Annotated in this window: 12 protein-coding genes and 1 rRNA gene; 3 read left to right on the forward strand and 10 right to left on the reverse strand. The window is 44.7% G+C overall.

Annotated elements, in window-relative coordinates:
* The first annotated feature begins 14 nt into the window (after window positions 1-14).
* The gene (locus B1728_RS35040; protein ID WP_079915049.1) at window positions 15-1,178 is read left to right on the forward strand and encodes an alpha-hydroxy-acid oxidizing protein; all 1,164 of its coding nucleotides are present in this window, start codon (window positions 15-17) and stop codon (window positions 1,176-1,178) included.
* A 99-nt stretch (window positions 1,179-1,277) separates the two neighbouring features.
* On the opposite strand, the gene B1728_RS35045 is transcribed toward B1728_RS35040, so the two are convergent.
* The 3 genes from B1728_RS35045 to B1728_RS35055 all read right to left on the reverse strand — a co-directional run bounded on the left by B1728_RS35045 (window position 1,278) and on the right by B1728_RS35055 (window position 6,150).
* Window positions 1,278-2,300 (reverse strand): hypothetical protein, encoded by a 1,023-nt coding sequence (locus B1728_RS35045; RefSeq protein ID WP_079915050.1) that lies wholly within the window; start codon window positions 2,298-2,300, stop codon window positions 1,278-1,280.
* A 119-nt stretch (window positions 2,301-2,419) separates the two neighbouring features.
* Window positions 2,420-4,321: an ABC transporter ATP-binding protein gene (locus B1728_RS35050; protein WP_079915051.1), complete on the reverse strand. Its 1,902-nt coding sequence runs from the start codon at window positions 4,319-4,321 to the stop codon at window positions 2,420-2,422.
* The gene (locus tag B1728_RS35055) at window positions 4,318-6,150 is read right to left on the reverse strand and encodes an ABC transporter ATP-binding protein (protein WP_079915052.1); all 1,833 of its coding nucleotides are present in this window, start codon (window positions 6,148-6,150) and stop codon (window positions 4,318-4,320) included. Before B1728_RS35055 ends, B1728_RS35050 begins: the two co-directional genes overlap by 4 nt.
* A 298-nt stretch (window positions 6,151-6,448) precedes the next feature.
* On the opposite strand from B1728_RS35055, the gene B1728_RS35060 reads away from it, so the two are divergent.
* A complete protein-coding gene (locus B1728_RS35060) occupies window positions 6,449-6,658 on the forward strand; it encodes a hypothetical protein (RefSeq protein WP_079915053.1) in 210 nt (69 codons plus the stop codon).
* Window positions 6,659-6,772: 114 nt separating this feature from the next.
* On the opposite strand, the gene B1728_RS35065 is transcribed toward B1728_RS35060, so the two are convergent.
* The 6 genes from B1728_RS35065 to B1728_RS35090 form a co-directional block, all read right to left on the reverse strand.
* A complete protein-coding gene (locus B1728_RS35065) occupies window positions 6,773-7,270 on the reverse strand; it encodes a DinB family protein (protein ID WP_079915054.1) in 498 nt (165 codons plus the stop codon).
* Between the two features lie 135 nt (window positions 7,271-7,405).
* A complete protein-coding gene (locus tag B1728_RS35070; protein ID WP_079915055.1) occupies window positions 7,406-9,661 on the reverse strand; it encodes an ATP-binding cassette domain-containing protein in 2,256 nt (751 codons plus the stop codon).
* Between the two features lie 230 nt (window positions 9,662-9,891).
* Window positions 9,892-10,314: an SRPBCC family protein gene (locus B1728_RS35075; RefSeq protein ID WP_079915056.1), complete on the reverse strand. Its 423-nt coding sequence runs from the start codon at window positions 10,312-10,314 to the stop codon at window positions 9,892-9,894.
* The gene (locus B1728_RS35080; protein WP_079915057.1) at window positions 10,311-10,640 is read right to left on the reverse strand and encodes an ArsR/SmtB family transcription factor; all 330 of its coding nucleotides are present in this window, start codon (window positions 10,638-10,640) and stop codon (window positions 10,311-10,313) included. The genes B1728_RS35075 and B1728_RS35080 overlap by 4 nt, the downstream gene beginning before the upstream one ends.
* Window positions 10,641-10,720: 80 nt before the next feature.
* Window positions 10,721-11,143 (reverse strand): DoxX family protein, encoded by a 423-nt coding sequence (locus B1728_RS35085; RefSeq protein WP_079915058.1) that lies wholly within the window; start codon window positions 11,141-11,143, stop codon window positions 10,721-10,723.
* A gap of 863 nt (window positions 11,144-12,006) precedes the next feature.
* Window positions 12,007-12,405 carry a GyrI-like domain-containing protein gene (locus tag B1728_RS35090; protein ID WP_079915059.1) on the reverse strand — a complete coding sequence of 133 codons (399 nt, stop codon included), beginning with the start codon at window positions 12,403-12,405 and terminating at the stop codon, window positions 12,007-12,009.
* Window positions 12,406-12,883: 478 nt separating this feature from the next.
* On the opposite strand from B1728_RS35090, the gene B1728_RS35095 reads away from it, so the two are divergent.
* Window positions 12,884-13,303, forward strand: coding sequence for an HIT family protein (locus B1728_RS35095; protein WP_144028110.1), 420 nt, complete (start codon window positions 12,884-12,886; stop codon window positions 13,301-13,303).
* A 124-nt stretch (window positions 13,304-13,427) separates the two neighbouring features.
* Here B1728_RS35095 and rrf read toward each other — a convergent pair.
* Window positions 13,428-13,502: ribosomal RNA gene (gene rrf / locus B1728_RS37520) — 5S ribosomal RNA — on the reverse strand; the annotation flags it as partial.

A 13,502-nucleotide genomic window follows, 5' to 3' on the forward strand; every position in this document is an offset into this window, starting at 1 on the left:
TTTGCGGAGGGAATTTGACGTTGCACAGTGAAGACATTCAGATGAAAATTTACGAGTCCGGGGATGAGGCGGCCAAGCTGCTGCCAATTTCGATTGATGAATGGGAAGAACGGGCGAAAAAAACGCTTGCCGCCGCACCGTTCGGATATGTTTATGGATCTGCCGGAGCAGGAGATACGAATCGGAGCAATGTGGAGGCGTTTCAAAAGTACCGAATCCGGCCCCGTGTGTGCTGCGATATTTCCCAGCATGATCTGACTACTTCCCTATTTGGCTGCCGGTTCCCGGTCCCGTTCCTGCTGGCGCCTATCGGTGTCAATACGATTCTCCATCCCGACGGCGAGCTCGGTCCTGCTAAAGCAGCGGCAAAGCTTGGCGTTCCTTATATTCTCAGCAATGTTTCCAGTAAGCCTATGGAAGAAGTGGCAGATGCCATGAAAGATGCGGTTCGGTGGTTTCAATTGTATCCGCCCAAAAATCACGATTTGACCAAAAGCTTTATCAGCCGCGCCGAAACAGCCGGATACTCGGCCATCGTCGTCACAGTGGACTCCACCCTTCTCGGATGGCGCGAAACGGATCTTCGCAATGCTTACCTCCCCTTCCTTTCCGGACAAGGGATGGGGAATTATTTTACCGATCCCGTATTTCTTGCGTTGCTGAAGGAGCCTCCGGAACAAGACAAGAAAGCGGCTGTCAAAAAGGCACTTGAAGAAGGAAATAATACTTGTTTTACATGGAAAGAACTGGATTTCATTCGCAAGCAAACGAAGCTTCCATTATTGATCAAAGGCATCACCCATCCAGACGACGCCATTATGGCGGTAGAGCACGGTGTAGACGGTATCGTCGTCTCTAACCATGGAGGAAGACAATTGGACGGAGCGGTAGCGACCCTCGATAGTCTTCCTTCGATAGCCGAGGCGATTAGAGGAAGAGTTCCCGTTCTCCTGGACAGCGGCATCCGCAGGGGCGCCGACATCATGAAGGCCCTTGCGCTCGGCGCTTCCGCCGTACTCTTGGGCCGTCCTTATGCTTATGCGTTGGCCGTAGCAGGAGAAATGGGCGTCGTGCAGCTGCTGGAACACCTTATCGCTGAAACCGAGCTGCAGCTAGCCATCTCCGGCCGCAGCTGTATTCAGGATGTGGATGCCTCCTTGGTGATAAAAGTACAGTAGATTCTAATTGTTGTTAACTATTGCTTAAGGCTTCGTTCTGTCTGATAATCATAATTGAAAGATAAATCATTCACCAATTAGTAGCACTTTGGTGCCGGATTAATTGGCTTGCATAATTAATTCAGCTTCATCCCAGAGCCGCTGTAGAAACTGCTGCACGTCCTCGGCACGACGCACAAGGCTATCGGATGAAGTAATGCCGAGGTCGATGACGAATTGCTCAAACGCCGGAGCTAGCTCAACTTGTAGTTTTGGGGCATCTATAGAGAGCATTTTGTGACACCTAGCGAAAGTCACCCCGATCCAGAACACTGCTTCGCGGTGATATCCGTCGCGGATTAGGCTGCGACTGCCGTCAATCGCAATCGGTCGTGTAGCGGCTGTAATGTCGCTGCTGAAGAAGAATGGGGTCTTGGCATGCGCTGCTGCAGCGTCGAAGGTACGGGCAAGCGCGCTCAGATGATGGCTGGTGCGCTGGGGGGTCCAGTGCTCACAGCCCAATAACCTCAACAATTCCGGATAGAATTCGGTTCGCCCGAACTCCTGAAGCATTTTGTACGCAGCCAGATAGCGAAGCCGCACGGTAGGGTTGCGTACAGCTGCGACGAGGAGGACATGTGTGGTGACTCCGGTCATGAACAGCCATGACATAAACTGGTCATGCCATGGTGCAGTCAGATCGATATTCTGTAACCCATGTTCTATCTTCTGCTTAGCGTTTTCGCAGCGGCGCCGCACCCATTCCCTCTCGGCAAAATGGCGCGATACCTTCTGCTGCACGCCGCGCAGCTGTCCGGTTGGATCTGCAATGATGGTATCCACGCGGAAGCTGCCTGCCAGGTGATACGATGCCAGTACCTCCTCCGCAGAGGCGATCTGGTTCCACGATATGAAGGTTATTTCGATCAGCGCATCACGGTAGATGAACTTCCCCAGTTTTAGAGGTGCTTTTGCTTCGGTGGTAACAACGACAACATCAATGTCGGAGCCCAATGACATCATTACGTCATCCGGCTGACCAACCGTCGAGCCGCTGAAATACGCCCCCATGAACCATGCTTCCTGACTAGCATAATGCTTGATCCACTCCGCTGCTGCCTCTCGAGCCGCTCCTATTTTCATGGATTATCCCTCCAAAATTGTATATTCTGGTAAGAGCAAACTATAGGTTATCATGGCGTGAATGTCTTCCATAAGCATTACGCAATAGTTTCCACAAAACCACTGACGTATCCTGCCCGTCAATTAATCTCGTTTAGACTAATATCTTCGCCCTTTTCCGCATAATACTGAGCCTGTGCGTTCCATAGCTCAAAATATTTCCCAGTCGGATTCTTTAGTAATTCAAGATGTGTGCCTAATTGTACTAGCTCGCCATCATGAAAAACAGCTATTTTATCACAAAAACGACATGAGGAAAGTCTATGGGATACAAATAAAGCCGTTTTACATCCAATCATTTCGTTAAATTTTGAATACACTTCAAATTCGGATATGGGGTCGAGGGCAGCGGTAGGCTCATCCAGCACAACGATCGGCGCATCCTTGTAGATGGCGCGTGCCAATGCGATCTTCTGCTCCTCGCCTCCTGAAATATCGACTCCGTGCTCTTCTAAGTTTTTGTAAATAGATTGCTCTATCATTAATGGAAGTTCACGTACTTTATCGGCAATTCCCGCTTTTTCAAGAGACCGCCAAACTTTTTCTTCCTCGTATTCTTTCGACACCGCCACATTTTCCCCTATTGGAAAAGCAAGCAGCTGAAAATCCTGGAACACCACTGAATAGAGGCTTACATAGGCGTTATAATCATACTTTTTTATGTCTTTTCCATTAAGTGTGATGTATCCCGATTCCGGACTATACAGCCGGCAAAGTAATTTAATCATGGTTGATTTGCCGGAACCATTCATTCCTACGATCGCCGTACGACTGTTTGGCGCTAGTTTTAATGACAGGTTTTTCAGCGCATATTCTTCACTAGACGGATAACGGAAGCTGACATTATGAAATTCAATCTCCCATCCTGTATCCGATAGGACAGGAATTTCGGTGCCTTCTTGCATTTCTGAAGGTAAATCAACAAATTCGTATAGCAATTCAAGATAATTATTGTTGCTTCTTATTTTGGAAAGCGAAACCGAAAGACTTCCAACTGCACCAACTAGCTTGAATATCGCGGCGTAACTCTGTGTAACACTTCCAAGACTGATCGTACCGGAGAGAGCTTTGAGTCCTATAAAAATATATATAAACCCTCCTATTAAAGCCGAGATCGCAGAATTAAGGCTGAGATATTTTTGATTCAGGCTGTATGTGCCATTCACAATGTTCAACCAGGGCAAGCGTCCCTTAGAAAGTACTTCCTCTATAATAAGCTTCCGCTGATCAAAAATTCGCACATCCTTACCGGCCTGGTCATCTTCTAAGTAAAAATAATTATAATACGCGATGTACCCGTTAATTTTTGCCCCGTCTTGAAACAACTCAAATTCTTTCTTTTTAGCTGTCCTCGAATTTTTTACTGTAAGGGCAATGCAAACTACGATTCCTACAATCAGCACTAAGGAAAACCATATCGAATTCACTACGCCTGTTATACCACTGCCTGCAGCAGCGGTTGCTGTTATGGCCTCAGATGCAATCAAGATAGCCATTATTATTGAAATTGTACTTTCAACAATAGATGCTGCATAGCCAAGGATAGCAGTAATCCCTCCTCCCGCAGCAGACATATTCCCCATAATTTTTTCTCGCAGCTCTGTACATTTCGGATCCTCCAGCTTTGTAAAATCCATTGTCAGGTTTTTATCATTAAGAAAATGTTCAAACTGCGCTTCAAACATCCCGCTCCTGATCATTAATTTTTTCGATATCCATTCAGAGAGTACGGTCATCAGTAGTGTCCCGCCGACCGTTATCCCCACGTAGAGGGTAAGTAAGTGCAGATTTCTGCTTCCCAGCAATTCGTCAATGATTACAGCCAGCATGTAGATGGATAGGTAAGGAATCATGGCGTTAATAAATGACTTTATCATCGTCAGCTCTAAATACCTCGGTGAAATCTGCCTGATCATAGAACAACCGCGCTTTATTAATTGCAGATCTTTTTTTAACCTTCTTTTTCCCGGTTCCTTTTTCAACTTGCTGCCTCCTCTACGCTGTTTTTGTAATACTGGCTCTGGATATCAAAGATTTCCTTATATCTTCCGCTTAGTGCCATAAGCTCATCATGCGTTCCAGCCTCCGCAATTGTTTTACCGCTAATAAGTATGATTCTGTCACAAAAGCGTGTCGAAGAAAGCCTGTGAGATATATAAATGGCTGTTTTGTTTACAGTCAGTTCATCATATTTGAGGTACATGCGATTCTCAGCTATCGGATCAAGTGCTGCTGTCGGCTCGTCAAGAATGATCAACGGGGCATCCTTGTATAGCGCACGTGCCAACATGAGCTTCTGGTTTTCTCCTCCCGAAAGATCAACACCATGATCCGTCACGGAAGGTACAAGCTGTGTGCGAAAACCATCCGGTAAGCTTTCGATTTTATCTTTGATGTCTGCTAGTTCAGTACATTTATAAAGTTTATCCCAGTCGATTTCATTGTCTGAACAGAAGGTAATATTTTGGGCAATGCTCACGGGCAGCAAACACACATTCTGAAACACAGCAGTAATCAGAGAATAATATTCGTCTCTGTTAAATTCCTTTATATCGATTCCGTTCATAAGGACACGTCCTGAAACCGGTTCCAGGAGCCCGCAAATTAGTTTTACTAATGTTGTCTTGCCCGCTCCATTTGTGCCTACAACCGCTAGCCGCTCGCCTTTATGGATTTTCAAGTTTATATTATCAAGAATAAGTTCATCGCTGCCTTCATATTTGAAGCTGACATTTTCAAGCACGATTTCAACCGGCTCACCATTAGGCGGAAGCGATACCCCCTCATTTCTTTTCATTTTATCGCTCATATCCATCAAATACCGATAATCGTCCACCTTATAATTTGCTGATGAAAGTTTCCCGATTCTGCTGACTATTTGTTCAAGCCATTGTCCGAATCCTGTTATTGCCCCAAAATAAAGCACAAATTCTCCAATAGAGATCTCTTGAATAAGGATCTTCCCTATTAGAAAAATGTACGCACCTCCATTTCGCACAAAAATGAATAGAGCTTCCAACAGCAGCTGTGTATAATACTTCGATGCGATCCTTTTCTGCCAACTGTATTTTTCTTGCATCATAAACTCCGACATGCCGTTGATCCAGGGCTTCATGTTATAAATCCGGATATCTTTTGCTATAGAACTATTGCTTGTTCGGCTGATAACATAGTCAAGCTTACGATCGATCTTTGCACGATCATCTTTGGTTTTGTGCTGCCATTTTTCTATATATAAAACAAGGAATACATCGACAGCGTAACTCAGCATAAGCAAAAGGATGATAATGGGATTAAGTATGAGTAAAATAGTACAGAAAGAAACAAATCCAAAAATGCTTTTAATCAGTTCGACAAAATGCGGGTAAAATGAAACCATATTCACATTGATATTCCTGTTTAACGCTTGGTGGGAACGTTCAATTATTGTTTTTCCTGCGGGGGATGCGAAATGAGGATAATCCATATCAACAATTTTCCATGTTTTTTTAACGTAGAAATGCAAATTCCATATTCTCACAGAGCTCATGAATAGGCTTTGTTCAGTATAATAGCTGACATACATCAGAACCATCATAGCCATCGACAATAAGCTTAGATGTATAACGAATTCATAAGCGGGAACAGAATTCACAATGGCATCAAGCACAATTTTGGGAATCCATATTCCTAGGAAAGCTACTGCAATATCTGCAGGAATTCTAATAAACGGGACAAAGACTCCCATCTTTTCGAAACCCCACTGCTCGCGAATCATAAATATCAAATTGCTAATAAACCCGTATGAGTTCTTTTGTTTATTATTTTCCATACTCAGCTCCCTTATTTATTCTTTCGTTTTTAAACCTTTAGTCCAATCTTCAAAGTAAATGCTTCTCCTTTCGATCATCGATACTTAAATAAAATAAGGGAAATTCAGGAAAAAGTATAGACTTATCATTTTCGATCGGTTATACTACTATTATGGATGGCGAGGTCATCTACGTTGTATTAAACCGTGTCAAAAACATACATACAAATAAAAGTGCAATGCCTATGGCAACGCACTTTTTTATTTTTTAAACACATTATGGACCAAGTATAACCTTAAACAGTCAGGAGCACCCCCATTGAAACGAACGAAGCTCTATAAAGGGTTCCGCGAATTAACATCCGAAATCCACCTGTATACGGCTGCTAACGATCGTACGCCTATTATCGTATTTCGCGGCGATGAGCTAGTCGGCAGCGGCGTTATTAAAGAAATTACGGAGTTGTCCGTGAAGATCCGTGATGAGCGGTATATGCGGGCTGCTTGCCGCTTTGTTTACGTGAGATAAACAGAAACACTCGCTAAGCGGTTTCTGTTCCCTCCGGAGACTGAAGCATTAATCCGCGAAAAAAAGAGTACCAGCGTTAAGCCGATACCCTTCGTCTATCAGGCACTTCGTAGTTCATTTGCTTTCATCGTCAGCCGAAGGGCCGTAGAGGCCTGGCACTGGAATATCTAGCAGCCGCAAATATACCCCGAGCTGCGCACGGTGATGGACCATATGACTTAATCCAAAGGTGCGCAGCGCGATCGCCCGCGGTTGGCGCAGGATGACATGGTCACCGTGTCGTAAGGTCCATTCCTCCCCGAGTGTTTTCTCGTCGCATTCGCCTAATAGCTCTTCAAGCTTGACAAGGTTCTCGTCAAATTCCTTCAGTACGTCTTCGCGATTCTCCAAAGCTTCCCGGCGGTCCGGTAAAGTCGAGAGATCTAATTCAGCGGAAAGGAAAATCGCGATTTGCCAGTTCACCAGGTTGACCAAGTGCGTGGATAATCCGCCTAACGTCATTGATTTCATGTGGGGTTTCCAGTTCATATGCTCCTCAGGCAAGCGTTCAAGGATGCGGCGTGTAGCGGCAAGCTCTTGCTTGGCGTCTCCGATAATCAATTGTTTTATCATAGATTCTTCTCCTCCTTTAATAGGGTTAGCATACACTCGAAACGGCGGTATTGTAAATCTCTACAGGATGTTTCACTCTTCTTAATCCAAGTATAAAATCAATCCACTGACAAACCTTGTCAGTTAATGTGGAATTTACCCCAAGTATTTTCCCGTGATCGATAGCTCCGCATGGATGATCTGCGAAGGTGTGCCCTCGAATACCACCTGACCTCCCTTGCTTCCTCCTTCCGGTCCCATATCGATGATCCAATCTGCTTGACTGATCACTTCGAGATTGTGCTCGATGACGATCACCGTATTCCCGGCGTCAACGAGGCGGTTCATGATCCCCAGAAGATGACCGATATCTGACATATGCAGACCGGTCGTAGGCTCGTCCATCACATAGATGCTGCCCTTCTTATGCAGCTCGCTTGCCAGCTTGATGCGTTGACATTCCCCGCCCGAGAGCGTGCTGAGCGGCTGGCCGAGTGTAATATAATTTAGCCCCACATCACACATAGCCTGGAGCTTGCGTACAACCTCTTTTAGCTGAAAAAATTCCAATGCCTGCTCTACCGTCATCTCCAGCACATCTGCAATTGACTTGCCGTCTAGTTTATATGCAAGCACCTCTTCCTTGAAACGTCTGCCTCCGCATACTTCACAAGGCAGCTTCACACTGTCTAGGTATGCCAGGTCTGTATAGACAACTCCCAGCCCTTGGCAATTCTCACAGGCTCCCTTGGAGTTGAAGCTGAATAAGCCTTGGCTGACCTTGTTCGCGGAAGCAAACGCCTTGCGCACATCATCCATAATGCCTGTATAAGTTGCGGGATTCGAGCGGGTTGACACTCCTACCGCCGATTGATCGATGACGATCGCATCCGGATGCTGACCAAGGAATACCTCGTTAATCAGTGTACTCTTGCCCGAGCCGGCGATACCCGTCACTACGGTAAGCACTCCGGTTGGAATATCCACACTCACGTTCCGAAGGTTGTGAAGTGTGGCTTTTTTGATAATCAGCTTGCCGGATGGCTTCCTGCAGTTGTGCTTCAGCTGGAGCGGCCGCTTCATATGGGTGCCTGTCAGTGTACCTGACTCCAGCAGGCCTTGAAAGCTTCCTTCATATACGATGGAGCCGCCGCGGCTGCCGGCGTGAGGGCCGACGTCGACGATATGATCGGCCGCCTTAATCACATCGGGATCATGCTCGACAACAATCACAGTATTGCCCTTGTCTCGCAGCTTCAGAAGCAATTCGTTTAACCGGTGTACATCACGCGGGTGCAGGCCAACGCTCGGTTCATCGAAGATATAAGTGACATCCACCAGACTGCCGCTCAAATGCTTCACCATCTTGACGCGCTGCGACTCGCCGCCGGACAATGTATCTGTCTCACGGTCCAGCGTTAAGTAATCAAGTCCGATATCAACCAGATGCTGCAGCCGCTCTGATAGCGACTTGACGATTGGAGCGGCGATCGCGTCGTCAATCTCCTTAATGACGCGGATCAGATCCCCGACCTCCATGGAGGACAGCTCCGCAATATTGTATCCATTGATTCTGCAATTGAGCGCGGCCTGACTGAGTCTCGCACCGTGGCAGCTGGGGCAGATGCCCTCGGTGATGAACGGCGTAACCGTTTGTTGTGTCCGCTCGGACATCGTCTTTACATCACGTTTGATATACTTATTAGTAAACTTCTCGATGCAGCCTTCCACCGTAATGTTCATCGTCTTACCGCCGAACTGTGTCGCCACTTTCTTTGCCTTGCCGTACAGCAGTTGGTCCAGCTCCTCCTCCGGATAATCACTCAGCTTTTTGTCGGGATCGAAGGGCCCTGATTGCACAAGCATCGTCAAATCCAAGCTATCTACCGAATAACCGGGGAGCAAGATCGCTCCTTCATTCAATGACCTTGACATGTCAACGGCCTTGCTCATATCGATGCGCAAGCTGCGGCCAATCCCGTTGCACATGGGACACATGCCTTGCGGATCGTTAAACGAGAACATATGCGCTTGTCCAACATAGGGCTGACCGACTCGGGAGAAGAGCAGACGGAGAATAGGAGAGATATCGGTTATTGTGCCCATCGTGGAATGAGAGCCGCCCCCCAACCGCTTCTGATCCACGATAACAGCCATGCTCAGGTTCTCAATCGCGTCTGCATCCGGTTGCGGAAAACGCGGCAAAAAGTTGCGGACGAACATGCTGAAGTTTTCATTCAGCAGTCTTTGGGATTCGGCGGCAATAGTATCGAATACGATCGATGACTTACCGGAACCAGAAACCCCGGTAAAAATGGTAATCTTCCGTTTGGGAATGCGTAAGGACACATTCTTGAGATTGTTTTCCCTCGCTCCTGAGATTATGATGTACTCCTGATCAGCTGTGCTCATGATTCACGCCCTTCCAATATGTTCACTTTTACTTCTATTCACATTGTATCATTCATCGTGTACAGATACTTAAGGTCTGTCCATTTTTTACAACTGGATGATTAAGCTGCACACCCCCTCACGTTCTCTATCTTCAATGGATTCACTATTTTGCCCAAAATGACAATTGTCCGAAGCAGACATAAACCCGCCTGCATTTTCTCATGCAGCCGGTTTATGATGATCAGGGTTTATTGCTCCAAAACCTTTTCAAGCTCGCCGCACCATTTTCCCCAGCCATACTTGGCGCCTTCAAGTCCTTGAACATTGGCGAATCCGGTTTGATCGAGATGAAGGTTTACCTTTCCGTTCCCTAAATCCTGAAGTGTCCAGGTGACCGTGTGTTTCTCCCCTCCGCTGGCCCAAGTATAGGACAAACGGTTTGGTGCTTCCACGATAAGCACTTCGCCGTCAATAATTCCATTCCACCATTCAGTCGGCTGAGTGCGAAACTGAAAACGGTGTCCTACGATAGGTTTAAAATCATTTTCCATTGCCTGACCTGAGTGGATATTGACCACCCATTTGGCAAGCTTGCTTGAATCGGTTAAAGCGGACCAAAGCTTCTCGATCGTTGTCGTGTATTGAAAATCTAACGCTAATGCTAAACTCATTCCTCTTCCTCCTCTAATAGTTGGTTTAAACGAAGCATATTCATACTCCAGAACCTGCTGTAAAAAGCGACCCAATCTTGAATTTCTCTGAGTGGAGCGGCATTAAGCCTAAATCGTGTTTCTCTGCCGACTTTTCGGTCATGTACCAATCCGGCTTCTTTCAGGATGGTCAAATGCTTGGATACCGCGGTACGACCCATTTGAAAATGCGACGTTAATTCGTGAAGCGGGATCTCCCCGGCCTCTGCAATTAATCGAATGAGCTGGCGCCTGGTTGGATCTGCAATCGCGTCAAACACATCCCGCGAATGGTTGTTATCGCTCATAGCACCCCCTCCAAAATCGTATTTTCTGTGTAGTAATCAATGGTAGATACAAAGGGATAGCCGTTTTACTTCACCTCCCATTAAAGTATTCGGCTCTTCGGACGCAGAGCCCACGAGGCAATATTTAAGGCAGCATATGAAAGCGGGAGGATAATATGAAACCCGTAATCACCATAGTCGCTAGCAAATACATGAGATAAAGCCGCACCCGTCATGAGAAAGAAGATACCTGCATGAACCCATTCTTTAAGCCGAGGAAAACTTGGCACGACAAGACCGATGGCTCCAAGCACTTTCCAGACCCCAAGAATGGTCAAAATGTATAAAGGGTAACCAAGACTCGTCACTAGCTCGATGTTACCTCCATATTGCATCAATTGTCCGATACCGCTTAACATAACAGCTGCAGCAAGCAATAAGGTGACTGACCAGTAAGCAATTATTTTTCCTCGGGGCTGGGTTTCTACTCTCACCGTTGTTTGCGCACCGATAACATTACTCATTTGTATCCTCCTCCAAATGATTTTCAATTGAAACGGGTTCAGGCTTCAAGCTTTTCAAATGACAAACTGCCAATTGGACACCATTTAGTGACGCTTTAATTATATGACACCATTTGGTGTCGTGTCAATAGCGTTTATAAATGAGGATTTTTATAACAAAAAAATAACCCAATCCCCAGAAAAAAGCGCTTCTGAAGAATCGGGTTTCATTGGTACTATCAAGCTTTTTGAAAGAATACGCGAAGAGTCTGCTGATAAGCCTCGGGAGCTCTGGCACAGTGTTCGATCCGTACACCACGGTTCGCCGGATGTGACAAGCGCACTGCCATCTTCATGGCGCTTTCCGTCATAATCGAGGGAGTAGATTTTAAAATTTTACTTAGCTCCTGCAGACATTTTCTTCAATTTCTTACCTTGTACAGCTAGTCCGCAAGCTGAGCATGTTAAATGGCCTTCCGGCTGTAGAACGCTTATTTTATTATTGGCCTTATCTATGGACTTATTATTTCCTAAGTGGCACGTTTTTAATTTATGTAATTTAATTTAGGCACCTACCCTAATATTCGGGGATTATTTCGTTTGACCGACAAAATGAATTCCGGTTGGGAATCCTTAAATCAATAAAAGAAGCTAAGAGCAAAAAACACCCACTTTGTGAGTGCTTGAATTTGCTTTGCGATGTTCTAGTCTACCTAGGCCCTTCTGGTAAAACACCATCGATCTGCATGGCTTAAGGGTCGTGTTCGGTATAGGTACACTTGATTCCCTTATCTCCATCATCACGTTTTGCTGGCTTCGAAAAAAGCTGATCTCCATCCTTTTGGGGTTACCCATCATATAATTGCAAATTTCGCCTGCTTGATTTACTTAATTGCTATGTAAATCTCAATTTCCCCATTGGGATAATATTTCTCAAAATCGTATGTGTACGCTCTTTTCAAGGTACCAGAATTCTCACGTTCCCATATTTTCTTCCAAGTGTTTATAACTCCTTGTTCTTCTGCTGAATCCACATTAAAAATTTCATATTCAGCGTTATCTGGTATTTCAATTGAAGATTCACTTGTGCTATCTTCAAAACCAACACTTAAAGTATAGTCCCCTTTATAGTCACTCTCGTAATCATGATAGACACCATAGAAAATAATATCTCGATTAGTCAGACTATTAAAAGCTTCTTCCCACAGTCCTGTAATCTTTTGCAATAAAAGATCATCATTAAAATTATTAGTTCGCACACCATTAATAATTGTTAATTTCATAAGTTTTCTTTCCTCCGGCTTTTTGGGTCAATAATTACACATTAAATTTAAACAGACGCAAACTGTGGTAAGTTTCTGCCAATTCAAGCATCATTTACGAATGTTTGTTCCTATTTTATTATATCAAGAATTTGGAAGAGTATCAAACAAGATTATTCTTTAACAAAGCTAAATAATTGCAAAAATATGTGCTATAAATTAGAGTAACAAATTTTAATGAAGGCAGCGGCATGCGAACCTGACCCAATAAGAACGCACCTTTCATTCTTTTCTGTAGACAGCTGTGGGCATGAAGCAGCAAACAAAACATTAAGGATATGCTCCTATCCTCACTTTAATTTGAAATGAGGGAAACACTTTACCTATTAAAATTAGCAGTACACCGTTGGCGGATATTGTGTTAACGAGCAGCAATGTTAAACTAGATTTGACTGCCTTTATTGGAAACAAAACTACTTGAAAAATAGGAGGCACGAAAGTGGAAGAAAGGGAAGCAAGTCGCGATTGTATTTTCTGTAAAGTTGTTAAAGGTGAGGCCAAATCTTGGAAGGTTTATGAAGATGAGAATGTTTATGCTTTCCTAGATATTAATCCAGTAAGTGAGTACCATACATTAGTTATTCCCAAAAAGCATTACTCAGATATTTTTGATACCCCCGAGGACGAAATGAAAAATGTAATATCCGTGGTTAAAAAGTTGGCTTCATTGTATAACACAAAATTAGGAATTAAGAATGTCCAGATAATCAATAGCTCAGGAACAGAAGCGCAACAGGATATTTTCCACATTCATTTTCATATTGTCCCTAGAAGAGAAGGAGACGATCAGGATATTAAATGGAAAACCCATAAAGAATGGCGAGCAAGGTTTGATGAGTTGCTTTCACAATTATCGTAACTGCAATTCGATAGTTTCCAAGCTATCGTTTATCATTGCGGTTTTGATTAAACAACAATAAAAATATAACAGAGTATAAAGTAAAAAAGCCTTGAGACGTAAAAATCCTAAGGCTTTATCCATTGCTTGGCGACGTTCTACTCTCCCAGGACCCTTCGGTCCAAGTACCATCGACGCTGGAAGGCTTAACGTTCGTGTT

It is taken from the genome of Paenibacillus sp. 32352, from assembly GCF_002042965.1.
GTDB classification, from domain to species: Bacteria; Bacillota; Bacilli; order Paenibacillales; family NBRC-103111; genus Paenibacillus_S; species Paenibacillus_S vulneris.